This window comes from Thermosipho melanesiensis BI429, from assembly GCF_000016905.1.
Taxonomy (GTDB): Bacteria; Thermotogota; Thermotogae; order Thermotogales; family Fervidobacteriaceae; genus Thermosipho; species Thermosipho melanesiensis.
Window position 1 is genome coordinate 60,048 of record NC_009616.1, and the last position, 25,231, is coordinate 85,278.

Annotated in this window: 21 protein-coding genes; 9 read left to right on the top strand and 12 right to left on the bottom strand. The window is 31.3% G+C overall.

Annotated elements, in window-relative coordinates:
- The 3 genes from TMEL_RS00325 to TMEL_RS00335 all read left to right on the top strand — a co-directional run bounded on the left by TMEL_RS00325 (position 1) and on the right by TMEL_RS00335 (position 3,863).
- The gene (locus tag TMEL_RS00325; protein ID WP_012056297.1) at positions 1 to 1,389 is read left to right on the top strand and encodes a TldD/PmbA family protein; all 1,389 of its coding nucleotides are present in this window, start codon (positions 1 to 3) and stop codon (positions 1,387 to 1,389) included.
- A complete protein-coding gene (locus tag TMEL_RS00330; RefSeq protein WP_012056298.1) occupies positions 1,386 to 2,693 on the top strand; it encodes a TldD/PmbA family protein in 1,308 nt (435 codons plus the stop codon). Before TMEL_RS00325 ends, TMEL_RS00330 begins: the two co-directional genes overlap by 4 nt.
- Positions 2,694 to 2,801: 108 nt before the next feature.
- Positions 2,802 to 3,863, top strand: coding sequence for an alanine/ornithine racemase family PLP-dependent enzyme (locus tag TMEL_RS00335; RefSeq protein WP_012056299.1), 1,062 nt, complete (start codon positions 2,802 to 2,804; stop codon positions 3,861 to 3,863).
- Between the two features lie 26 nt (positions 3,864 to 3,889).
- Here TMEL_RS00335 and TMEL_RS00340 read toward each other — a convergent pair whose 3' ends face one another.
- The 6 genes from TMEL_RS00340 to gltX form a co-directional block, all read right to left on the bottom strand.
- Entirely contained in the window at positions 3,890 to 4,981 is a 1,092-nt protein-coding gene (locus TMEL_RS00340) for a site-specific integrase (protein WP_012056300.1), read from the bottom strand.
- A 134-nt stretch (positions 4,982 to 5,115) separates the two neighbouring features.
- Complete coding sequence (queA, locus tag TMEL_RS00345; protein WP_012056301.1) at positions 5,116 to 6,120, bottom strand: tRNA preQ1(34) S-adenosylmethionine ribosyltransferase-isomerase QueA; 1,005 nt, start codon at positions 6,118 to 6,120, stop codon at positions 5,116 to 5,118.
- 49 nt (positions 6,121 to 6,169) lie between these two features.
- Complete coding sequence (rpsO, locus tag TMEL_RS00350) at positions 6,170 to 6,424, bottom strand: 30S ribosomal protein S15 (protein WP_012056302.1); 255 nt, start codon at positions 6,422 to 6,424, stop codon at positions 6,170 to 6,172.
- A 785-nt stretch (positions 6,425 to 7,209) separates the two neighbouring features.
- Positions 7,210 to 8,904, bottom strand: a complete 1,695-nt coding sequence (locus TMEL_RS00355; protein WP_012056303.1) for a proline--tRNA ligase — start codon at positions 8,902 to 8,904, stop codon at positions 7,210 to 7,212.
- A complete protein-coding gene (gene cysS / locus TMEL_RS00360; RefSeq protein WP_012056304.1) occupies positions 8,901 to 10,310 on the bottom strand; it encodes a cysteine--tRNA ligase in 1,410 nt (469 codons plus the stop codon). The genes TMEL_RS00355 and cysS overlap by 4 nt, the downstream gene beginning before the upstream one ends.
- A 4-nt stretch (positions 10,311 to 10,314) precedes the next feature.
- Entirely contained in the window at positions 10,315 to 11,736 is a 1,422-nt protein-coding gene (gene gltX, locus TMEL_RS00365; protein ID WP_012056305.1) for a glutamate--tRNA ligase, read from the bottom strand.
- A 240-nt stretch (positions 11,737 to 11,976) separates the two neighbouring features.
- On the opposite strand from gltX, the gene TMEL_RS00370 reads away from it, so the two are divergent.
- On the top strand, positions 11,977 to 13,188 hold the full coding sequence (locus TMEL_RS00370) for a uracil-xanthine permease family protein (RefSeq protein ID WP_012056306.1): 1,212 nt from the start codon (positions 11,977 to 11,979) through the stop codon (positions 13,186 to 13,188).
- A 700-nt stretch (positions 13,189 to 13,888) separates the two neighbouring features.
- On the opposite strand, the gene TMEL_RS00375 is transcribed toward TMEL_RS00370, so the two are convergent.
- Entirely contained in the window at positions 13,889 to 14,167 is a 279-nt protein-coding gene (locus TMEL_RS00375) for a hypothetical protein (protein ID WP_012056308.1), read from the bottom strand.
- A gap of 442 nt (positions 14,168 to 14,609) precedes the next feature.
- Positions 14,610 to 15,596, bottom strand: coding sequence for an acyltransferase family protein (locus TMEL_RS00380; protein WP_238375217.1), 987 nt, complete (start codon positions 15,594 to 15,596; stop codon positions 14,610 to 14,612).
- 125 nt (positions 15,597 to 15,721) lie between these two features.
- Between TMEL_RS00380 and miaB the strand changes: the two genes are divergently transcribed.
- Genes miaB through TMEL_RS00405 form a run of 5 tightly spaced genes read left to right on the top strand, consistent with a single transcriptional unit; the run spans position 15,722 to position 20,433 of the window.
- A complete protein-coding gene (miaB, locus tag TMEL_RS00385; protein WP_012056310.1) occupies positions 15,722 to 17,014 on the top strand; it encodes a tRNA (N6-isopentenyl adenosine(37)-C2)-methylthiotransferase MiaB in 1,293 nt (430 codons plus the stop codon).
- An 18-nt stretch (positions 17,015 to 17,032) separates the two neighbouring features.
- Positions 17,033 to 17,896 carry a YitT family protein gene (locus TMEL_RS00390; protein ID WP_012056311.1) on the top strand — a complete coding sequence of 288 codons (864 nt, stop codon included), beginning with the start codon at positions 17,033 to 17,035 and terminating at the stop codon, positions 17,894 to 17,896.
- A gap of 9 nt (positions 17,897 to 17,905) precedes the next feature.
- On the top strand, positions 17,906 to 18,436 hold the full coding sequence (locus TMEL_RS00395; RefSeq protein ID WP_012056312.1) for a cysteine hydrolase family protein: 531 nt from the start codon (positions 17,906 to 17,908) through the stop codon (positions 18,434 to 18,436).
- Between the two features lies 1 nt (position 18,437).
- Positions 18,438 to 19,379, top strand: coding sequence for a cation diffusion facilitator family transporter (locus tag TMEL_RS00400; protein WP_012056313.1), 942 nt, complete (start codon positions 18,438 to 18,440; stop codon positions 19,377 to 19,379).
- Positions 19,342 to 20,433, top strand: coding sequence for a tetratricopeptide repeat protein (locus TMEL_RS00405; RefSeq protein ID WP_012056314.1), 1,092 nt, complete (start codon positions 19,342 to 19,344; stop codon positions 20,431 to 20,433). The genes TMEL_RS00400 and TMEL_RS00405 overlap by 38 nt, the downstream gene beginning before the upstream one ends.
- A gap of 20 nt (positions 20,434 to 20,453) precedes the next feature.
- Here the strand turns inward: TMEL_RS00405 and galT are convergent, their stop codons facing one another.
- Genes galT through TMEL_RS00425 form a run of 4 tightly spaced genes read right to left on the bottom strand, consistent with a single transcriptional unit; the run spans position 20,454 to position 25,230 of the window.
- Complete coding sequence (gene galT / locus TMEL_RS00410) at positions 20,454 to 21,452, bottom strand: galactose-1-phosphate uridylyltransferase (protein WP_012056315.1); 999 nt, start codon at positions 21,450 to 21,452, stop codon at positions 20,454 to 20,456.
- A 13-nt stretch (positions 21,453 to 21,465) separates the two neighbouring features.
- Positions 21,466 to 22,911 (bottom strand): glycogen synthase, encoded by a 1,446-nt coding sequence (locus TMEL_RS00415; RefSeq protein WP_012056316.1) that lies wholly within the window; start codon positions 22,909 to 22,911, stop codon positions 21,466 to 21,468.
- A 5-nt stretch (positions 22,912 to 22,916) separates the two neighbouring features.
- The gene (locus TMEL_RS00420) at positions 22,917 to 23,546 is read right to left on the bottom strand and encodes an MBL fold metallo-hydrolase (protein WP_012056317.1); all 630 of its coding nucleotides are present in this window, start codon (positions 23,544 to 23,546) and stop codon (positions 22,917 to 22,919) included.
- On the bottom strand, positions 23,536 to 25,230 hold the full coding sequence (locus TMEL_RS00425) for a sigma-54 interaction domain-containing protein (protein WP_012056318.1): 1,695 nt from the start codon (positions 25,228 to 25,230) through the stop codon (positions 23,536 to 23,538). Before TMEL_RS00425 ends, TMEL_RS00420 begins: the two co-directional genes overlap by 11 nt.
- Between the last annotated feature and the right edge of the window lies 1 nt (position 25,231).

The following is a 25,231-nucleotide window of genomic DNA, read 5'->3' on the forward strand; positions in this document are numbered from 1 at the left end:
GTGTTAAATAAATCATTAATCCAAGATATCATAGGAACGGTGTTAAAATACGGTGGCGATTTTGCAGAGGTATTTGTTGAAAAAAGATATGAAAACAAAATAGAACTATCTGATGGCTTTATACAAAAAGCAAATACAAATAATATTTCTGGTATCGGCATCAGGGGATTTTTAGGAAACAAAGCTATCTATGCATACACAAACATTTTCGAAAAAGACAACTTACTCTCTGTAGCAAAAAGAGTAGGAGAAGCTCTCTCGGAAATAAAAGTACCCGACCTAAAACTGAATTTTGACGATCAAAAGATAAAAAATAGACATATTGTACACTTTTATCCGAAAGATATAGACAAAACAGAAAAAGCAAAAATCATGAAAAAAGCATATCATGCTGCAAAAAATTTTTCCGAGCTTATAAAACAAGTATTAGTATGGTATTGGGAATATGATCAAGAAATTTTAGTAGCAAATTCTGAAGGTGTATGGGCTGAAGATAGAAGGGTAAAAACAAGACTAATGATAAACACTGTTGCAGAACATAATGGAAATATGGAAAGAGGATTTTATGGACCAGGAGCTGGAATGGGATTTGAATTTTTTAATATAATAGACGTTGAAGAAGCAGCAAAAAGAGCAGCAAGAATTGCAGCAAGAATGGTCGATGCAGAACCAGCTCCAGCAGGAAAGATGCCAGTAATTATTTCTAACGAATTTGGTGGGGTTATTTTTCACGAAGCTGTTGGACATGCGCTTGAAGCAACATCAGTTGCAAAAGGTGCATCTGTATTTGCAGGAAAATTGGGGCAAAAAATTGCTGCTGAATGTGTTTCTGCTGTTGATGATGCAACAATACCAAATGGGTGGGGCTCAGCTAACATTGATGATGAAGGTACCCCTACAAGGAGGAATCTCTTAATAGACAAAGGCGTTCTTGTAGGCTATTTAATTGACAAACTTGGTGGCAGGAGGATGAATATGGAAAGTACAGGAAGCGCTAGAAGGCAAGATTACACATTTGCACCTACTTCTAGAATGAGTAACACCTTTATACTTCCTGGAAAATATTATCCAGAAGAAATTATTGCTGCAACTGAATATGGTTTGTATGCAAAAACTATGGGTGGAGGTTCAGTAATGCCAAGTACTGGGGAGTTTAATTTTGCAGTTATGGAAGCTTACTTAATTGAAAATGGAAAAATAACGAAACCTGTAAAAGGAGCAACATTAATTGGAAAAGGTTACGAAATTATACAAAAAATTGACATGGTCGGAAACGATGTTGCAAGAGGTCAGGGAGTTTGTGGTTCAATATCTGGTGGAGTTCCAGCAGATGTGGGACAACCAACAATAAGAGTATCTGAAATACTAGTTGGGGGGCGAAATAAATGAACATAAACGAATTTAAAGAAAAATTATTCTCAATAGCCAAAGCAAACGGTTTTGAAGCACAAGTTGAAATAACTGAAAAATCAGAATTTATGTTATCCTACGCTAACAACGATATTGATCAATATAAAGATGCATCAAATTCCACAATAACTTTAAAAATACTAAAAGATGGAAAAATCGGTAAAAGTATTTCGGAAAAATTTGACAATCCAGAAGAATTATTCACTGAAGCTTTTTCTAATTGGAAAATTACAGATAGTGAAGATGAAAACTTTTTTTACGATGGAAAAGATACCTATATAGAAATGGATACATACGATGGCAGTTTTGAAAATACAAGTGTAAAAGAAAAAATAAAGTTCATTAAAAAATTACACGACAGCGCAAAATGTGATGAAAGAATAGTAATGGTACCAAATGCAGTATTTCAAAACATAAAGATCTCTAAAACCCTTTCAAATACTTTAGGCTTAGATATCTCATCAAAAATGGATGGTGGTTACTCATATACAATAGCCATTTCAAAAGATGAAAGCACACATTCTGGCTTCTGGTTTGAAGTTGGGAAAAAATTTGAAGACTTAGATCCTGAAGAAATCGGAAAGAAAGCATGCAAGGAGGCTTTAAGCTTACTTGGTGCAAAGTCTGTAAAATCTGGAAAATACAGGGTAATATTAAGAAACACGGCATTTGAAGATATGTTAGGACTATTGAAAAGCATGATTTCCGCGGAAAATGTGCAAAAAAACATGTCACCATTAAAAGGTAAAATCAACGAAAAAATTGGAAGTAATATATTAACAATAAAAGATTTACCATATGTGAAGGGAAGCATAAACAATAGACCTTTTGACGATGAGGGTGTACCTACAAAAGAAACAACTATTTTCGAAAACGGTATATTTAAAAACTATCTTTACGACCTGAAAACTGCCAAAAAAGATAATGTCAAATCAACGGGAAATAGTATAAATGGTTCGATTTCACCAATAAATCTAGTTATTGAAAAAGGTGATTATTCTTATGAGGAGCTTATTAAAAAACTAAAAAGCGGTATAATAATAGTTGGTGTTGATGGAATGCATTCTGGATCAAATCCAGTATCCGGTGACTTTTCACTAGGTGCCAGGGGGTATAAAGTCGAAAATGGAAATATCGTAGGTGCAGTTGAACAAATAACTATCTCGGGAAATTTTGTAGAACTATTAAGTAAAATAGAAGCAATTGGAAATGATTGGAAACACTTTGGAGATACACTGACACCAAGTGTATTAATAAGTGAATTAGATATTGCAGGAGAATAATTAAAAAAAACATTCTTGTCCACGACAGTAATGTCGTGGACTTTTTTATTATTTACAAAATACAAATTTTAGATTAAAATAAAAATAGCACTTACAAGGGGGGATACTGTGAATTTTCCGAAACTGATAATTAATCTCGAACACATTGCAAAAAATGCAGAAATATTATTGAAAAAATTAGGTAACATTGAACTTGTCGCAGTTACAAAATTAGTTTTAGGTAACCCAAAGATTGCAAAAATATTAAAAGAAGTTGGAATTCCAAAAATTGGAGAATCAAGATTATTGAATATTAAAAAAATGATATCACACAATATTCCAGGCCCATTTCAACTTTTAAGAATACCTATGATTTCGGAACTAAATGAAGCAGTACCAATTGTTGATGAAATACTTATTTCAGATGAATTCACTGCTTTGAAAATAGATGAAATTGCACAAAAATACGATAAAAACATTGAATTAATATACATGGTTGATGTTGGAGATTTAAGGGAAGGTGTTTGGTTTGAAAAAGCAAGAAAAACAATAGAAAATGTAGCAAAAAAACTTAAAATGGCTAAAATAACTGGGATTGGTACAAACGTAGGTTGTTTTGGCGGTGTCCTCCCTTCAAAAGAAAATTTAAATATTTTAGTAGAATTAAAAGAATATCTAGACAAAAAGTTAGAAACAAATCTAAAAATTTCCGGTGGAAGTACGGTAACTTTAAAACTTCTAGAAAATGGAGAAATATCTGAAAAAATAAATCAATTTAGAGTTGGAGAAGGAATACTTCTTGGTACAGACGCAACTGGCCATAGAAATATTCCCTATCTTTCACAAAATACGGTAATCCTTGAAGCTGAAGTTATTGAAGTAGATTACAAGCCATCAGTTCCCATAGGTGAAATCGGAAGAGATTCGATGGGAAGAATACCGCACTTTGAAGATAAAGGTTGGAGAAAAAGAATAATACTTGCAATTGGAGAGCAAGATATTGATCCAAGCGGGCTAAAACCATTTGACAAAAATTTAGAAGTTCTTCATGCTTCTAGTGACCATACAATAATAGACTATACAAATTCAGAAAACACGTATAAAGTTGGAGATGTACTAAGATTTCATTTATCTTATGGTTCTGCATTAAGAGTTTTTACAAGCCCCTATGTAAAAAAAATATTTGTATAAAAAAACCTCTCATTTGAGAGGTTTTTTTATATTTCATCAATTTCAATAAATGCAACTCTTAATTTTCCAACCAAAAAAATAAAGAAATTTTCATCTTGTCTTCTTTTAACTTCATATCCTAACTCTTCAATAAATTCATGCCATTTATCAATATTTCTAACTAAAAACAATGTGTTTAGTCTTGAAAACTTTTCACCCCTTTTAATATAGGCCGTTCTTGAAACAATATAAGCATTTCCCACTTTTCTAACAGGAATAGATAATTTATTAAAAAAGTCCAAAACAGGTGTTAAATCATCAACTACTTCAACAGAAAGTATTGCTCTTAAATCTCCATTTTCGGAAATATACCTTGCAATATCCTCAATTGTTTTTGTAGAGCTGTATTTAAATAAATCCATAACATATGGCAACGAAGGTTGCGCAATAACTTGCCTTGCAACTGCAACATTTCTCAAAATTTCAACAGAAAGAGGCTTGTTTAACTTCAAATCGACCTTTTTTTGTAATCCCCTAAGCATTAATGCAAGATAAGATGGTTTCACAGGCTCGCCCTCAAAAGTAGAAATTAAATATTCATCCTTTCCCTCATACTTTTTAAGCCACTTGTCAATTGGTGGAACCATTTCAACAACAAAATTATCATTTTCTATATATATTTCATTTCCTTTTATATTAGTCCCTTTTAACCTTACAATTTCTCCTGATTTTAATCCCAACAACCCTGCAAGCCCAACCAACAAAACATATTTTTCATTTCCCTTCTTTGCCATCTCTTCCGCCTCTTTATACAATCTCCAAAAATCCAAATAATTTATCATTTCATATTCTGCTCTTTTGTATGGAACTTTTAAATCTTCAACTACTTCTGAATAAACCAATGGATAAAATTTTTGCAAAAAAGATCTTAACGGTACAAAATATTGCCTCCACGCTGTAGGTTTATAACTATCTTTTATCTTTTTTAACCATTTCTTCACATTCTCGGCATTTATTTCACCATTGACATAATCTAGAAAAGATCCAACCATGGTTATATAATTTTTTCTTGTGTTTTCAGATATATTTTGAGTTTCTATATATTCTACAAATTTTTGAAGTTCAATTTTTACTTTCACTTGTAGCACCTCCAAAAACATTAGTTAAAAAATTTATTCATAATTTGATTATAACACACTCATGTTTCAAAAATATATATTTTATTTTTCAAAAGTTACAATTAGCTTTGCTAACATTTCGCATATGTAACATTTTAATAAATAAAACAAGCATTGCCAAATGAAAAAAATCTATACTTCATTTTTACCGCAATATTGTAAGCCTCCATAATAAATTCTCTTCCAGCAAATGCAGAAACAAGCATTAGTAGCGTAGATTTTGGCAAATGAAAATTTGTTATCAAAGCATCTACAAGTTTGAATTCAAATGGTGGATAGATAAAAATATCTGTTTTACCGTGATAGCTCTCCTTTCTTTCCAACCTTACTATTGTCTCAAGTGTTCTTACACTTGTTGTACCTACAGCAACAATTCTTCCACCGTTTTTTTTGGTTTCAAAAATTTTTTTTACCGTTTCGTTTGGAACATAGTAACTTTCTGAATGCATTTTATGTTCTGTTATATTTTCTACTTTAACCGGTCTAAAAGTTCCTAATCCAACATGCAGTACTAAATCTGCAAACTCAACGCCTTTTTCCTCCAATTTTTTCAAAAGGTCTTCTGTAAAATGAAGTCCAGCTGTCGGTGCTGCAACAGAACCTGTTTCCCTTGAGTATATAGTTTGATACCTTTCAAAAGAAACCTTATTTTTCACATACGGTGGTAATGGAGCCTCTCCTAACTTAAACAATTCTTCCTCGGTTATATTAAATTCCAAAATTCTTGAACCTTCATCTCCCCAATCAAGACAAACGCAATACGATTCATCGTCAAAATAAATTTTTGTTCCTTTTTTTACTTTACTTCCCGGCTTAACAAGTGCTTCCCAAACATTTTCACTTATCTTTTCAAGTAGTAAAACCTCTATCTTTGCACCAGTTTCTTTTCTTCCATATATTCTTGCAGGAATTACCTTTGTAACATTTCTAACTAGCAAATCTCCTTCATGCAAATACTCAACGATATTCCTAAAAATCTTATGTTCTATCTTCTTTTCCTTTCTATTTAAAACCATTAATCTAGATGCATCCCTTGGTTCCACTGGTTTCTGTGCGATTAACTCTTCTGGAAGATAATAATCAAAATCACTTAGTTTCAAATCTATCCCTCCTTAAAAAATGGGGAGGTTTTCAACCTCCCCACTTTAATTACTTTCTTAATCCCAATTTTTGAATAACTTCCTTGTATGCTTCTGGATTTTTATTTCTCAAGTACTTTAATATCTTTCTTCTTCTTCCAACAAGTTTCATTAATCCTCTTCTTGAGTGGTAATCTTTAGGGTGTTTTTTCAAATGCTCAGTTAAGTGCTTTATCCTCGCTGTTAACAACGCAACTTGAACTTCTGCACTACCAGTATCTCCCTCATGGATTTGAAATTCCTTAATAATCTCTTCTTTGTTCATAGAACACACCTCCAGAAATTTATTCCCACTACCAAGTAGGGGATTACTCCCACAACCGAGTAGGGGTCACAATATATGATAACTCAAAAATTTCAATAAGTCAATATATTATTACAAAAGTATTTTTATTAAAAATTTTGTTGACAAAAAAATACACACATGATAAAACATCATCGAGATTGAATCTCAATTGCGAAAAGAAGGAATTGTTGCACTTTTTGGAGCACTATTGATTATCACATTAATTCTTTTGATTCACAAAAAGAAATTAACGATGAATTGACAAAAACTTTAAACTCAAAAAAATTTCATTAATTTTGATGTTTGTGCCATGGTAAACATACTATTTGAAAATGCTGAAACCGTTATTTTCGGCAATCTATGGTAAAAATAGTTACGATTTAATTCTCGGATTTGTAGGAATATTATTCGCCATATTTGTTGGATATTTATTCTATAAAAAACTTTAAAAATAAGTATTTCATCATTTTTTAAAGTCACCAATATTCTTTTAACTTTATTTGCCGCTGGATTAGTTTCCTATGGAATTCACGAAGTTCAAGAATCTCATGTATTCCCTGTAATCATCAAACATATCTACGATATCAATTGGCTATTAAATGAGGAAGGTACTTTTGGTAGTATATTAACTTTTTGATTATAACGGAAATCCATCTTCATTAGAAGCAATTGCTTATTGGCTTTACTTTATACCCACAGTGCGTTTGGTTCCGAAGGATAAAAATTAAAGAATTCCCCATCTACTTTAGATGGGGAATTTTATATTATCTTTTTAATATATGTTGAACATTCTTCAAAATCACTTCTTCATCTGCCTCTATGATAGTTACATTTCCAACTCTTTCTTTTAACTCAACTTTTCCATCTTTATATGACTTTCCAATAGTTATCCTCAAAGGAAAACCTATTAAATCTGCATCCTTGAATTTAACACCAGGAGAAACATCTCTATCATCTATTAAAACATCTACTCCTTTATCTAACAAATATCTATACAGCTTTTCTGCAAAACTCTTTTCATTTTCCTTACCCACAACGGTAATAACCACTTCGTAAGGAGCAACAGACACAGGCCAAATAATTCCATTATCATCGTGTAATTGCTCAACAATAGCACCTAACGTTCTCGAAATTCCCCAGCCATAGCAACCCATAATAAATGGTTTCATTTTTCCATCCTTGTTCATATACTTTACATCCATGGTTTCTGAATATTTTGTCCCCAACTTGAATATATGGCCTAACTCAATTCCTCTTTCTGATTTTAACGGTTTACCACAAACTGGACAAGGTTCACCAGGATTTACTACAACTAAATCAGCCCATTCTTCCACTTGAAAATCTCTTTCTAAATTCACATTTATATAGTGATAATTTTTTTTCATGCCACCAACAACAAAATTCTTCATATACTTTATTCCTTTATCGGCTACAATCTTTACATTAGAAATTCCAACAGGACCTAAAAAACCAATGGGAACTCCAAAATCTTCGAGTATATTTTCCGGCAATGCCATTTGTAGCGACTGATCTCCCAAATAAGCTTTTAGTTTTTCAAAATTAAGTTCCCTATTCCCTGGAACCAAAACCATTACATATCCATCTCTTCCTTTAAAAATCAATGATTTTACTATTCTTTTTATTTCTACACCTAAATATTGTGCAACTTCTTCAACGGTTCTAACATTTGGTGTATGCACAAGTTCCCTTTCTTTTTCATCTTCATCAAAAACTTCGTATTCTCCCATATAAGGAACCTTTTCATCACTTCCTGCATATCCACAATCACAATATAAAATATTACTTTCACCATATTCTGCAAATGCAACAAATTCATGTGATTCCTTTCCACCAATTGCACCTGAAGAAGCTTCTATTACTGTATATCTAAGCCCTATTCTTTCTAAAATCCGCGAATACGCTTCCTTAAATTTCTTGTATACTTCATCTAAAGATTCCCAACTATCATGAAAACTATAAGCATCTTTCATGATAAATTCACGAGCTCTCAACACACCAAATCTTGGCCTTATTTCATCTCTATATTTGTTTGCTATTTGATATAGCGTTACTGGAAGCTGCTTATAAGAATTTAATTCATTTTTTACAAGTTCTGTTACAAGCTCCTCGTGTGTAGGCCCAAGGGTAAAATCTCTATTATGTCTATCCTTTAATTTCATCATCTCAGGCCCATAGTCATCCCATCTGCCACTCTTTATCCAAAGTTCTGCAGGTTGAATTATAGGCATCAAAATTTCTTGCGCACCTATTCTATCCATTTCCTCTCTTACTATATTCTCTATCTTTAAAAGTGTCCTACGTGCAAGTGGTAAATAAGTATATACCCCAGCAGCTATTTTTCTTATAAACCCTGCTCTTTGCAGAAGAGCTTGACTTGGAATTTCTGCATCAGCGGGATTTTCCCTTAATGTTGGTGCATAAAGTTGAGAAAATCTCATTCATCCACCTCCGTATTCATCTCCCATTTTGTACCTTCTGAAGTATCCAGAATTTTAACTCCTGCTCTCAACAATGCGTCCCTTATTTTATCAGCTACATTGTAATCTTTTTCTTTTCTTAATTCTTGTCTTACACTCAAAATTTCTTCAATAATCTTTTGGTTGTTTGTTTCAACAACCTTCAAACCTCTTTCAAAAATCCCCAAAACACTTCCAAACACTCTTGTAATTAAATGATATCTTTTTAATGCTTCTTCTTCTTTTCCTTCATCCATTGCCTTATTCAAATCCTTTGATAACTCAAAAATTAAAGCAATTACTCTAGGAGTATTAAAATCATCTTCCAATGCCTCAACAAATCTAGCTTCCATATCATTCATAAATGTATCTCTCTTTGGAACTAGTGGATATGGATATTTTTCTTCAAATCTATTTAATGTATTTAAAATTCTAAGTGCGGCCTTTTTTGTATTAAACATTATTTCATGAGAAAATTCTATAGGCGTCCTGTAATGCTTTGAAAGTAAAAATAACTTTACTGCATCTTTTCCATATCTTTTAACCGCTTCACGAACTAAAAATACATTGCCAATAGATTTACTCATTTTATCCCCACGCGTAATTATCATTCCATTATGCATCCAATACTTTGCAAATGGTTTACCTGTTAATGCCTCACTTTGAGCTTTCTCATCTTCATGGTGTGGAAAAATTAAATCCTCACCACCTGCATGGATGTCAAATGAATCTCCAAGTAATCTCTGAGACATCACAGAACACTCTATATGCCATCCAGGTCTTCCATTTCCCCATGGACTATCCCAACTTGGTTCACCAGGTTTCACAGCCTTCCAAAGAGCAAAATCCAAAGGATTTTTCTTTAATTCACTTACTTCTACCCTTGCACCTGCTACCAAATCTTCTAACTTTTTTCCAGAAAGTTTACCATAATCTTTAAATTCTTTCACACTAAAATATACGTCACCATTATCTGCAACATAGGCATAATTTTTTGCTATTAATTTTTCAACTGCTTCTACTATTTCTTTAACATAATCAGTTGTTCTGGGATGGAAATTTGCAGCTCTAATCCCTAAATTTTCCGCATCTTTCCAATATTCAGCAATAAATGTATCAGCAACATCCTTAAAATTTACTCCCCATGCATTTGCTTCATTTATTATCTTATCATCAATATCCGTAAAATTTTGTACCATAACAACTTTGTAACCCCTATACTCCAAAAACCTTCTAAAAGCATCAAAAACTACTGCTGGTCTTGCATTTCCAATGTGAATATAGTTGTAGACGGTTGGACCACATACGTACATCTTTACAACACCAGGTGTATTTGGAACTAATTTTTCTTTTTTTCCGCTTTCCGTATTTGTTATGTAAATTGCCATATTATCACCCCAAATGCTTCTTTAATCTCTTTATTATATTTTCTTTTCCAAGTAGATAAACTACATCTATAAGCTCAGGCCCTTCTTCTCTACCTGTTAAAACTATCCGCAATTTCATGTAAAATTCTTTCCCCTTTACTTTACTACCTTTCATCGCAGCCTTAAAAGAATTTAATATATTTTTCTCATTCCATTCTTCGACCTCTTCAAATTCTTCAATTAATCTCAAATAAACCTCTTTTACTTCATCACTCAAATCCACAGTCACATCAGGTTCTAAAAAGAAAAATTCTACCAAATTAGGTATTTCACTTAATTCTTCAATCCTATCTTTTATTGATTTCAATAGCCTAATAAACCAATCTTTTCTGCTATCTATTTCATCTTCAGTAACAAACTTTAAGAGATATTTTCTTGAAACATCTAGCATCTTATCTTCACTTAGATTTCTAAAGTGTTCTGCATTCATCCACCTTAATTTTTTTGGATCAAATATTGCAGGATTTTTCCCCAGTCTATCCAACGAAAATGCATCAATTAGTTCATTTAAATTCATAATTTCTTTTCCTTCCGGATGTGACCATCCAAGTAATGCTAAAAAGTTTACTACAGCTTGTGGTAAATATCCCCTATCTCTAAACTCTTCAACTGACGTTGCACCATGTCTTTTGCTTAATTTTTTTGCATCTGGCCCCAATATCATAGATACATGTCCAAATTCGGGAGTTTCCCAATTGAATGCTTCATATAAAGCAATTTGCTTTACTGTATTTGAAAGGTGATCGTCCCCTCTTAAAACATGCGTTATATTCATCAGATGGTCATCTATTACACATGCAAAATTGTAAATAGGCACACCATTACTCCTAATTATCGCAAAATCACCAACTGTCCCTTTTTTAAAAATAACCCTTCCCTTTACAATGTCGTTCAATACGTACTCCTTCCTTGGCATTTCAAAGTAAATAGCAGGTTTCAAACCTTTTTTCTCATATTCTTTTATTCTCTCGGGTGTAGTAAATTGCTGAAGCATTTCTCTAGTATAATGTGGTGCTTTTCCTTGAGCTAGAAGTTTTTCTCTAAGTTTTTCTATTTCTTCTGGATATGCATAAACTTCATATGCCTTTCCTTCTTCAATAAGTTTTCTTGCATATTTCCAATATATTTCTAATCTTTCACTCTGCCTATATGGTCCAAAATCCCCGCCTACATCTGGTCCTTCATCCCATTCTAAACCTAACCACTTTAAGGCATTAATCAAACCTTCTTCATATTCTTTTTGGGAACGCTCTAAATCTGTATCCTCAATCCTTAAAATAAAACTTCCTTTCATTTTCCTTGCATATAAAAAATTAAACAAAGCTGTTCTTGCACCACCAACATGTAAATACCCAGTTGGACTTGGAGCAAAACGTAGTCTAACCATCAAGACACCTCCTAATTTACTTTGTTTAATTATACCATACTTATTTTATTCTATTTTGTCTGAAAATTTAAATTATTTTCATATTTATTGTAACGAACCAAAAAGAAACTTGATTCAAATCTAAAACAATTTTCAAAATAACATCTAATATCTCCAAGTTGACAAAAAAATTTTTTTATGGTATAAATTCACGGAACGTACCTTTAAATTGGTCCAGTGAGGCCAGAAAGGAGGATAAACATGGTAGAATTTGAAAACACATTTGATGTTTATCAAAGTATTGGTGGTTGGAAAAAGATAGTTTTAGCTCTACAACATTTTCTTGCAATGTTTGGAGCAACGGTACTTGTTCCCCTTTTAACTGGTTTAGATCCTCTTGTAGCCCTCTTTACCGCAGGATTAGGTACCTTGGTCTTTCACCTCATCACCAAAAGAATAGTTCCTGTTTTTCTAGGTTCAAGCTTTGCTTATATAACACCAATCTTATTAGTAAAGGAAAAAACAGGAGACTTAAGTTATGCAACTGGCGGAATCGTGTTTGCTGGTGGAGTTTACCTTTTTTTTGCATTGCTTATTAAATTAATCGGTGTAAAAAAAATTAAAAAACTCTTCCCACCAGTTGTAACAGGTCCTATGATAATGGTAATAGGTCTCAGTTTAAGTCCCGTTGCAATTAATATGGCATCAGAAAATTGGCTAATTTCAACAGTTGTAATAATTACAATTATACTTTCCACAACGGTTTTTAAAGGTTTTTTTAACCTAATACCTATTTTGGTAGGCGTAACTGTAGGATATTCATTCTCAACATTTACAGGAAATGTTGATTTTTCACCTATTTCAAATTCCTCTTTCATTTCCATACCAAAATTCATACTTCCAAAATTTGAACTATCTTCCATTCTATTAATAGCACCTGTTGCCATTGCAACATTTATGGAACACATTGGTGATATTACCACAAATGGTGCTGTTGTAGAAAAAAACTTCCTAGAAAACCCGGGACTCCATAGAACATTAATTGGTGATGGGATAGCAACAATGATTGCTGGTTTTTTAGGTGGTCCTGCAAATACAACGTACAGTGAAAACACTGGTGTACTTGCCTTAACTAAAGTATATGATCCTTCAGTTTTAAGAGTTGCTGCTATATTTGCCATTTTTATGTCCTTTTTCTCAAAATTTGGTAGTATCTTACAAACTATTCCAACTCCGGTAATTGGAGGAGTAAGCTTAATACTATTTGGTATGATAGCATCCATTGGAGTAAGAACAATAGTAAATGAAAAAGTAGATTTCTCCAAGCCAAAAAATCTAATTGTCTCTTCTCTAATACTTACAATAGGCATTGGTGGAGCAAGTGTTAAAATTGGTTCTATTGAACTAAAAGGATTAGCACTTGCCGCAATTATAGGTGTAATTGCAAATTTAATAATTCCTGAGAAAAAATAACCTCTTCCAATTTGCACTGAATCCAATAAGTGAACTATCACACTTTACGTTTTGCTAAGAAAACATAGGTTCTTATTTTCTCCTGCAATGGATCGCAGAATTTTTACAAGTTTCGCCACCAGTGCACAGTCCATATAACTAATTTTAGGCGGTTCCTCCCGCCCTATTTATTGTTTACCGCTATACATATTGAGCATTATTCATAGTGTTGTTAACATCTCTATCACGAACAGCCCCGCATTTAGAAAACATCCATTTCATTATACTTAGCTTTTTTGTCTCTTTATTTACATTTCCACATCCCAGAACATGTTTGACATGATGCAAAAACTTTCAATTTTGATTAATTCAATATTTATTCGTTTTGCTTTATATTCATAATTCATAATAATAAATAATTACCACTAAATATACTTTGCTAGGTATTTGTTTTTTAACATACCTTTTATGTTTAAATTTTTACCTCAATCTTATTAACTTGATTTTCGTTGACAATATTGCAAGTTATTTGTGGGCAATAATTTTGAAATTTATATTTGAAATGGAATCTATCACAAGCTTACAAAGTCTCATCATTAAAAGCATAAATTGCCACCCATCCAAGTAGTGCCACAACATATACAGTCACAATTCCTCCAAAAATTAATATTTTCTTCAGATGCAGATTTTAAAATTAGTTCATATTTTCCTGAAATAACCACTATTGTTCCACCACTAATTCCATAGTATTAACTACAAATTTTATTGAATTATCATTATCGATTTTATCAACAATTTTATTGAAAGCAGAAATAGAATTTTTGTTATCTCCAAAAAAAGCACATTTATCAGAAATTATATTATCTTTTATTAAATTTATATTTTGGAATATTAGATTTTTATCTCTATCTTGTATAAATGGATATATAACTTTAAAAATTGAAATAATTCCAATAAACATAATAAATATAATCAACAATTTTCGATTAATAAATTTCATAAATTCTTCCGTCTTTATTTGTTTCTATTCTAATTCTATTTAATTCAAGCAAACTAACACATCATACACTATGCTTAGAAAACTTGACTCTCTACTTCATCCTACGATGGCTCATAGCCCTCTTGTAAGCCCCACAAGTCCACAGACCTAATAGTTTCAAATGCTTCCCACCATACTTTCCTATTTTCTCCACACATATTGTGAAACATCTTTTGCTGTGTTAATTTCTCTACCATAAACTGCCCTGCATTTGGGATTTTTCCTTTGTTTTAGGATAAATTTTGAATCTGTAAGTTTGAAGCATATTTTCTCTCCTTTCTGATCCTTGATGATATTGCTTTACATGCATTAATGAACTTGCTTTGTTTGGTCTTGGATTAAGCAGGAAACAAAATATAACATTGTTCTGTTAAAATTAAACTTATCTTCTAACTTATAGAAATCAAGACCTTCTTTTGTATTTTTTAATAAAAGTCATATTCCCTCTTATTAAATGAAATTGCCCAGCTAAGGTATAAATTAACCATTTAGGAAAAATCTTTAAAACTAAATACATAATAAATATAGAAACAAGATAATAAATATACCAAAACCTACTTACAAAAGCTATAGGATCGCTAACTAAAGGGGTAAGAAGTCCAGGTATTAATATATGATACCCCAAAACAAATATTGTAAACCTTCCAAATAACACAAAAAAATTTTCAAATCGCGTAGAAACCAAAATATTCGATAATGAGACAATTAAAATTATAGACAAAAATTCCGTAAAATACGAAAGCAAAGAAAACTTTCCATAACTTGCCGAACGCCAATCATTAAATCCATTTATATTAGAAAAAATCCAAAGAAGAAGAAAAGAAAAACTAAACAAAAGATATTTGCGTTTTATCCTAAAACCAAATCTATTTTTCTTAAAAATAAAACCCAAATAAAACCAAACTAATCCATGAAAAACTACTTCTAATTTAAAAAATTTACTTTGCTCTTTTATAAAAAGCGTTGAAAAAAATGATAAAACAGGAATCAAATGGACCAATTTTAATTTGTAAAGAACTAAAAAACATAATTCTGCAACAAAAAACATATAAAGATACCAAAGTGGCAAAACATTAACAGGCATATCTATGGGAGAATACCCAAAAAATAAAAAGTCAAAAATACTTGAAAACACACTATCACTTATACTTACAAACCTGTTTATAAAATAATAAACAAAATACCCCACTGTGGACATAAAATAAAAAGGAATTAGGATATTAAGGAATAATTTTTTTAATTTAACTAAAACCATCTCATCTTTATACAAATACCCAGAAATAAGCATAAAAACGGCTAATATACTAGATATTTTAGCAACATAATTTTCAGGTGCACAAGAATGAGCAAACATAACCATTATTATTAAAATCCCTTTTGCAATATCCAACTCTTTTATACGAATAATACCACCCCTATAAGATTTTATCACATTTAACAATCTTGTTAAAAATTATTGGTGGAAAAAAAATCTACAAATGATAGAATTATTTTACTAAAAGAGGGAGGGATAATATGAAGAAAATTCACATAAAAACTTATGGCTGTCAAATGAACGAAAATGACAGCGAAGTTGCAAAGTTCTACCTTGAAGAAGAAGGATACGAAATCACTAACAACGAAAATGACGCAGATATTGTAATACTAAACACATGTGTGGTTAGAAAAAAATCCGAAGATAAATTTTACAGTCACATTGGTGAATTAAAAAAACAAAATAAAATAATTGGCATAATGGGTTGTGGAGCTGAAAAAGAAAAAGAAAAACTATTTAAAAGAGGTGTAAAATTTGTTATTGGAACAAGGGCTATCCCATTAATCCCACAAGCAGTTGAAAGAGCTATCAACGGAAAAAAAAGTGCAATATTTGAAGACAAAATGGACGAGATTGATTACAAAAAAATCCTAAAAAGAAACTCCAAACACCATGCTTGGATTACTATTATTTATGGATGTAATAGATTCTGTACATACTGTATTGTTCCATACACAAGAGGACGTGAAAAATCAAGAAAAATGGATGATATAATAAATGAAGTTGAAAATCTTGCAAAAAGTGGAATAAAAGAAGTAACCTACCTTGGTCAAAATGTTGATGCATATGGAAAAGACTTAAATGATGGAAGTTCTCTTGCAAAGTTACTAAATCTAACGAAAGATATTGAAGAAATAGAAAGAATATGGTTTTTAACTTCTTATCCAACGGACTTTTCGTTAGATATTGCACATGAAGTCGCAAATAGTTCAAAAATAACGAAAAACATACATCTTCCCGTACAACATGGAAGTAATAAAATATTAAAAAAAATGAACAGACGTTATACTATCGAAGAATATATTGAATTAATAAATGATATTAGAAAAATAGTACCAGATGCTTCCATTTCTAGTGATATAATTGTGGGGTTTCCTGATGAAACAGAAGAAGATTTTGAAAAAACGGTTGAACTAGTTAAAAATATTAAATTTGAAAGGTTAAACCTTGCTATTTATTCTCCAAGAGAAGGAACTATTGCGTGGAAATATTTTGAAGATAACGTTCCAAGGATAATTAAAACAAAACGAATGGCATACATTTTAAACCTTCAAAAAGAAATAAACAAACAACTAAATGAAAATTATTTAAACAAAACTGTAGAAATAATAGTTGAAACAAAGGCAAAATCAGGTCTTTATTATGGTAGAGATATTAGAAATAAAATTATAGCATTTGAAGGTGATAAATCACTAATAGGAAAGAAAGTATTAGTAAAAGTGAAAAAAACAACTGCTGGACCTTTGTATGGGGATATAATAAAAATATTATAAATAAAGGGAGGTAGAAAAATGGCTAAAAACATGCCTTTAAAAGAGATAATACAAGAATATATCCTTTCAACAATAGGGGTAATTTTAACTGCTTTAGGACTTGTAATATTTCTAATACCAAATAATATTGCTGCAGGTGGTGCATCTGGACTTGCCATAGTTTTACACTCAGTTATACCAATTCCCGTAGGAATATGGATGTATATTTTAAACGCCATTTTGTTTTTTATAGCATTTTTAATTATTGGCTTCGACTTTAGTTACAAAACAATTTATTGTACATTTTTACTAAACTTTTTTATTGATTTTTTCGATAGGGTAGTTAAAATTCCAACTTACAATGGAAATGATTTAATACTTGCTGTATTCTTCGGTGATATTTTAACTGCAATTGGTATGGCAATTACTTTTTCCCAAAACTCATCCACAGGTGGAACTGATATTTTGGCAAAAATATTTAATAAATTTTTTGCAACACCAATGGGCACAACACTACTTGTAATAGACTTTTTCATCGGATTTTTAGCAGGAGTTGCTTTTGATCCAAAGATAGGAATGTACTCAATTCTTGCTATAATAATCAATGGTATCACAATTGATTTTGTACTAAAAGGTTTAGAACTCGCAATTACAGTAACTATTATCACGGAGAACAACAAACCCATTGAAGAATTTATAATTAAAAATATGGGAAGAGGTCTTACTTACCTAAAGGGAAAGGGAGGATACACAAAAAAAGACAGGGATATCATCTTTGTTTCAATTAGAAGGCGTGAACTTAGTGAGCTTATTCATTTCATCAAAAAAGTGGATCCAAACGCCTTTGTAATAGTAAATGAATCAAGATATGTGCTTGGTGAAGGGTTTAAAAGAAACTTGTGAGGTGTTAAAATGAAGGCATTAATAATAATCGATATGCAAAATGACTTTGCCAAAAATGGTGGAACATTATATTTTGATGGAGCAGAAAAAATAATTCCACCGATACTTTCATTAATAAAAAATGCAAAATCAAAAAAACTTCCAATTATCCTCACACAAGATTGGCATGAGGAAGATGATATAGAATTTAATATCTGGCCAAAACACTGTGTAAAAAACACAGATGGTGCTCAAATTATTTCTGAAATATTTGATGTATTAAAAGATTATAATAAAGTTTATTACATAAAAAAAACAAGATACTCTGCCTTTTTTAACACAAACTTAGATGAAATATTAAAAAAGCTAAATATAAAAGAAGTTGATTTGTGCGGATTAGTCTCAAACATCTGCGTGCTCTTTACAGCGGAAGAATTAAGAAACAGAGACATTACAGTGAATCTGTATACGAATGCTACAAACTCATATGATGAAAAAATGCATAACTTTTCTTTGAAACTGATGAAAGAAGTATTAAATATTTCAATGAAAGAGGTATAGTATGGAAAAGACATTAAAAAAAGTCACAACCTTTGCAGTAGTTACAAATACATTCCTTGCTGTTATAAAGATAATCACTGGTATATTGTTTAACAGTATGGCTGTACTTGCAGATGGTATAGATAGCTCTACTGATATAATAACTTCAATCATTGTTTTTCTTGCAACGAGATATTCTTCAAAACCGCCTGACAAATTACACCCATACGGCCATACAAAAGCTGAAAACATTGGAGCAAAAATTATATCTTTTATCGTTTTTTATGCAGGTATATCACTACTAATCGAAAGCTTTCTGAAACTAGTCAAAAAAGAATACATACTAATTCCAGGTTTTTTACCTTTATTTGTAACCCTAATATCTGTTCTTTTTAAAACAATACTCTTTATAGTCGAATACAGAATTGGAAAAAAATATAATAGATCCTCTTTAGTTGCAGAAGCCCTCAATATGAGAAATGATATAATGTTGTCAACTATAGTGTTCTTAGGTGTTTTTTTAAACAAAACCGGGCTAGCATGGATGGACCCTTTGGTTGGAATATTAATGTCTGTTATAATTATAAAGGTAGCATTTGAAATATTTAGTGAAAATGCACATTTACTTTTAGATGGTATACATCCTGAAGATGAATGGATATACGATGCAATATTAAAGGTATGTAAAGATTGTGGAAAAATTAAAAATCCTCACAAAATAAGAGTTAGAAAGATTGGAATCAACTATGATATTGATATGGATATCGAAGTAGAGCCCAATATGACAGTAAAAGAATCACATGAGCTAACAAAGTGTATAAAGGAAAAGTTAATAAATATAACTAATAACAAAATATACGATGTTGTTATTCATGTTGAACCGTTAGAAAACATTGAAATAGAACCTTATGGAATTAGGGGGGATTATGAAAAAACTAATCATACTAATAATAACAATAGTTAGTTTATTTGTCTTTTCCATCTCAAAAAATGAAATAATAAATATTTCAAAAGAAAATCCAGAATTAGCTTGGGAAAAGTTTCTTGAATATGTGCTTGAAAATCCAACTGATACATCTATCGAATCCCTTGGTAAAAAAATAAAATTAAAGATAGAACTAAAAAATAAAAACGAATTATCATTCTTCATTAGAGAAGACATTAATGGTTTAAGAAACTATGTAAAAGAAACAAACCCAAGCACTTACGTTTTAAACCTTATTGATATCTTCTTTCCTCAAATATATAAAATGCTAAAAAATACTATAGAACATCCAGCATACGAAACATTCTTAGAAGACATAATATTTCTAAAAATAATAACCCCACGAATCGATGTAAAAAAGGCAGCAATTTCTTTAACCAATTTCTTTTTAAAATACCCTACTATGTTAACATTTAATGTAATTACACTTTTCAAAGAAAAACCTTTTTCAAAAGAATTAGGTTTTAATATCTTAAATTATATTGTCCAAAACATAAATGAATTTTCCGAAAAACAATATCCCATATTAAAACGTATTGTTGATTTTTCAAAAAAAATAGGTGGCACTTACACATCAAAATACATTCAAGACCTAGAAAAATACGTACAAATATTAAACAATTTGGAGAATAGCAATGTGGAAAATATAAATCTGTTAAAATCTGAGATAAACAACCTCACAATTAAAAAAAATAGATTAATATCACTTGCAGAAAAATATTCACCCAAAGCTACCACTCCCCTGCTAACTCCACAAAAAGATAAAGAAAATCAAGTAAAACATTCAAATAATATCTTAATTATTCTGTTATTTATTTTATTAATTTTGATTTTTTCATTTAGAATTATAAGATTCTACATATTCTACTCCTTTGGTTTAAAAACTCTGGCAGCAAAAACATACAAAAAAATCGTAGAAAAAGACCCTATGAATGAAGAAAAACACTTAAAACTTGCTCAATTATACGAGGAAGCTGGTATGTACTATGAAGCGCTTGAAGAATATAATTTGATAAAAAGGCTAAAAATATAAATCCTCCCGTATGGGAGGATTTATATTTCAACAGTTTTCAAATATTTAGCTGCATCTTCTGGTGGAACAGGATTTATGTAAAATCCAGATCCCCATTCAAAGCCCGCAACCCTTGTTAATCTTGGCATAATTTCGACATGCCAGTGATAATAAATTTTTCCTTCTTCGTAAGTTGGAGAAGTATGAATAACAAAATTATACGGTGGATTGTCTAAAACCTTGTAAATTCTATAAAGACTATTCCTCAAAATCTTGGCAAATGTTTCAACTTGTTCCTCAGAAATCAATCCAAAATTATGCGAGTGTTCTTTTGGAATTATCCAAGTCTCAAATTGAAATCTAGAAGCATATGGTGCAAAAGCAATAAAGTGTTCATTTTCTTCAATAATTCTTCTGTTTTCAATCTTTTCTTGTGAAATCATGTCACAAAAAACACATCTTTCTTTGTAATCATAATAATCTTTTGCTCCATTCATTTCCTCTAAAACTCTCTTTGGAATACTTGGTATGGCTATAATCTGACTATGAGGATGCGGAAGTGATGCCCCACCTAAGGCACCGTGATTCCTGAATATCAAAACATACTTTATTCTCTCATCCTTTTCTATCTCTTTGTACCTTTTCACATAAGCCCAAACAACCTCTTTTGCCTGTTTATCATCATACAGTGCAAAGGTACTGTTGTGATCAGGTGTTTCCACAATAACTTCATGGTACCCAAAACCCGCCATTGCATCGTACATACCATGACCATACTTTTGGATTTCTATATTTGGATCAACAGCAGGAAATTTATTTGGAACAACTCTTACCCACCAACCAGGGGAATTAGGTTCAGTATCTTCCGGTCTAAAAGCCAAAACTTCAGGAGGTGTTGTATGTTCATTACCATAATCAAATGGGCAAAATCCCCCTTGCTTTTCTTCCTTTGGAACTGAAAAATCATGTGGTCTTTTTGCACGTTCTGTTGCAATTATAACCCATCTTCTTACCACAGGATCCTTCCTGTATTCAGGCATAAAAATTCCTCCTTTAAATTCTTTTACTCATTGCTTTGTTATATAATTTAACATATTCTTTTGCAGATCTTTCCCATGAAAGATCGGTTTTCATTGCATTATCAATAAGTTTTTTCCAATGAACTTTTTTATTTTTGTAAAAATCCAAAGCCCTTGCTACAGCTTTGAGTAATTTTGATGAATCATACTCAACAAACCCAAAGCCATTTCCCGTCATCTTATTTTCATCGTATTCCAAAACAGTATCCGCAAGTCCACCTGTATACCTTACAATAGGTATCGTTCCATACCTTAAGCTGTACATTTGTCCTAACCCACAAGGTTCATATCTTGAAGGCATCAAGAACATATCACTTGCCGCATAAATCTTTTGTGCAAGATTTATATCAAATTTCACATTAGCAGAAACATTCTTTGGAAATTCCTGTTGAGCTTTTTTAAACATCTCTTCGTACTTTTCATCACCTGTGCCTAAAATTACAAATTGAATATCATAATTCACTATATATCTAAGAACTTCAGATAAAATATCCAATCCCTTTTGATCAACAAGTCTTGTTATCATACCAATCATAGGTATACGTCTATCTTCAGGTAATCCTAACTCTTTTTGTAACCTCACCTTATTCTCATACTTTTTATCTATGTTATCCAAAGAATAGTTTACAAAAATCCTCTTATCAGTTTCTGGATTGTATTCATCATAGTCTATTCCATTCAAAACACCGTATAAATCTGCACTTCTAAGTCTTAATACACCATCAAGCTTTTCTCCATATTCCTTAGTTTGAATCTCATTTGCATAAGTTGGACTTACTGTATTTATAATATCCGAGTAAAGAATACCACCTTTCAAAAAATTAATTTTCCCATAAAATTCTATTCCATCTATATTGTACAAATAATTCGGCAAGCCCGAAAATTCCATATATTTGCTGTCAAAAATACCTTGATAACCCAAGTTGTGAATCGTCAAAAGTGTAACCGTTTTTGCATAAAACTCATCTTCCTTGTAAAGCGTTTTTAAATAAACTGGTATTAAACTTGTTTGCCAATCATTAACATGTAAAACATCCATTTGCAAATCTAACACTTTTAAAGTTTCAAGTACTGCAGCAGAAAAATATATAGCCTGTTCAGCTAGATCTGGTCCTTCATATACATTTTCTGCCGAAAAATAATATTCATTTGCTACAAAATATATAGGAACATTTGTTTTAGGCACAATGGTTTTGTAAATATCAAAGGTCTCATCGGTCTTTAGGTATGGAATACTAATCTTTTCCATTACTTTATCTAAATTTCTCGCATTTTTTTCTACAACTTTATGTTTAGGCATTATTACAATTGGTTTTACAGAAGCTTTTTCTAAATACTTAGGAAGTGCTCCAACCACATCGGCAAGTCCCCCCACTTTTGCAAAAGGGTACACTTCATAAGAAATAAGAGCAACTTTCATAATTTTCACCTCCATTTATCCAAAGAAATACCACTATCGTGAGTAAAAACTAAATAATCGGTTTTAGAAACAAATTTCCTAACAAATCTCGCACATTCATCATCTCTCAACATTCTCATTATATCATAAAACTCCACTCTAGTCATAACAATATCACCTGGAAAAAACACTCTTCCAAAATTTTCCGTTTCAACAACAAATGAACAATGTTCTTTTGCATGCCATGGTGTGTGGTATACATTTATTTTATCAAATAAAATATCCCCGTCTTTAAACGTTTGGAAACTATTCCACGAATCTAAAATCATCTTATACTGTTTTCCCACAATCATTCCAAATTTTTCGTAGTTTTTCTTTAAAAAATTTTCGTGCAAATGTACCGTTGCATTTTTAAAGAAAATAGAATTGTAAGCATGATCAAGATGAAAATGTGTCAATACAATGTCTGTAATATCGTCTGTTGTAAGATTTCTCTCTTTCAATTTTTCCTCTAAAATGGAATGTGTAACATAATCTCCCGGTTCAATCAATATTTTCCTATCTTTTTCCTCAAGCAAAGCAACTGAACAAAAGGTCGCCTTTGCCCTATTTGGAATACTTATCAATCCACCTTCAATTAAAAGATCAAGCTTCATATCTCTCCCCCTTTTTCAACAATCCATATCTTTCCATTTTGTAATACAATGTCCTCAAACTAATCTTCAATTTTTTTGCAGTTAATGTTCTGTCTCCATTATTTTCTTTCAAAGAAGATTCAATCATCTTCCTTTCAAAATCTTCTACCATTGACCTTAAAGATCCCTCTTTTTTCAAAATAGAATTATTCTCCAAAAATAAAAGAGGAATATGTCTTTTATCAAGTATCGTCTCACCAATATCCATATTAATTATTGCCCTTCCAATGATATTTTCTAATTCTCTTATATTCCCAGGCCAATCATATTTTTTCAAATATTCAACTGCATTATCCGTAATATCTACAACATTTCTTCCGTATTGTCTTCCAATCTTTTTTGCAAGAAATTTTGCAAGTTCCTCTATATCTTCTTTTCTTTCCCTCAAAGGCGGAATATATATGGGAAATACATTTAATCTATAATAAAGATCTATCAGAAATTGTTCTTTTCTAATAAGTTCTTCTATATTCATATTTGTAGAAGCAATTATTCTAACATTAACTTTTTTTACTCTATTAGAACCTATAGGCAAAAACTCTCTATTTTCAATAAACCGTAATATCTTTGCTTGAACCGAGATAGGCATCTTACCAATTTCATCTAAAAATAAAGTGCCACCTTCTGCCTCTTCAATCAAACCTTTCTGTCCAAATGTATCTTTTGTATATCCAAATAACTCTATTTCTAACATATTTTCAGGAATGGCAGCACAATTAACTGTAACGAAAGGATTATTTTTTCTATTACTTTCATTATGGATTGCATGTGCAAAAAGCTCCTTTCCAGTTCCACTTTCCCCTCTAAGAAAAACAGTTGCAGGCGTTTTAGCTACCTTTTTTGCTTGCTCTTTTGCTATTAAAAGCTTTTCACTTTTTCCAATAATATCATCAAAGGTATATTGTGCTTTTAGTTGCCTAATATATCTTTTTACTTCATTTAACTCCCTGGTTAATTCAAGTATCTCTGAAACATCATGAACAACCGCAACACTTCCACTAAATTTTCCTCTTACGATTAAAGGCATAGCATTAACTATTACTTCCCTTTTTAATGGCCCTACTTTTAACCTAGCGTTAAAAATAGGCTTTTTAGTCCTTGCGACTTTCATATGTATACTTTCTCCTTCAGCTATATCAACAGTTGCAGGTTTTCCAATTACCTCTTCTGGCTTAAGTCCTGTTATCTTTGTATATGCCTTATTCACCAAAACAATATATCCATTTTCATCGGCAACAGAAATAGCATCATATGTTGAATCAATAATTGCCTTTAATCTTGCTTCTATCTGGTGTAGATTGGTAATCTCTTCTGCAAGTTTTCTCATACTTGTTATATCCCTAAATACGGCAACAGCTCCTAAAATATTTCCACATTCATCTGTAAGCGGCATCCTAGAGGTTATTATTATATTTTCTCCAACATTTTGTACCTCATCAACTTCTGGTACTCCTGTTTGTACTACAATGTGCAATCTAGTATTAGGAATTACATCTGCTACATGCTTCCCAATAAATCCTTCTTTTAATTTCAATATATGCATCGCTCTTTTGTTTATATATAAAATTTTCGCATCTTTATCAACTATTATTACTCCTTCAATAATTGATTCAAGGACCGTTCTGTAAAATTTCATTAACTCCATA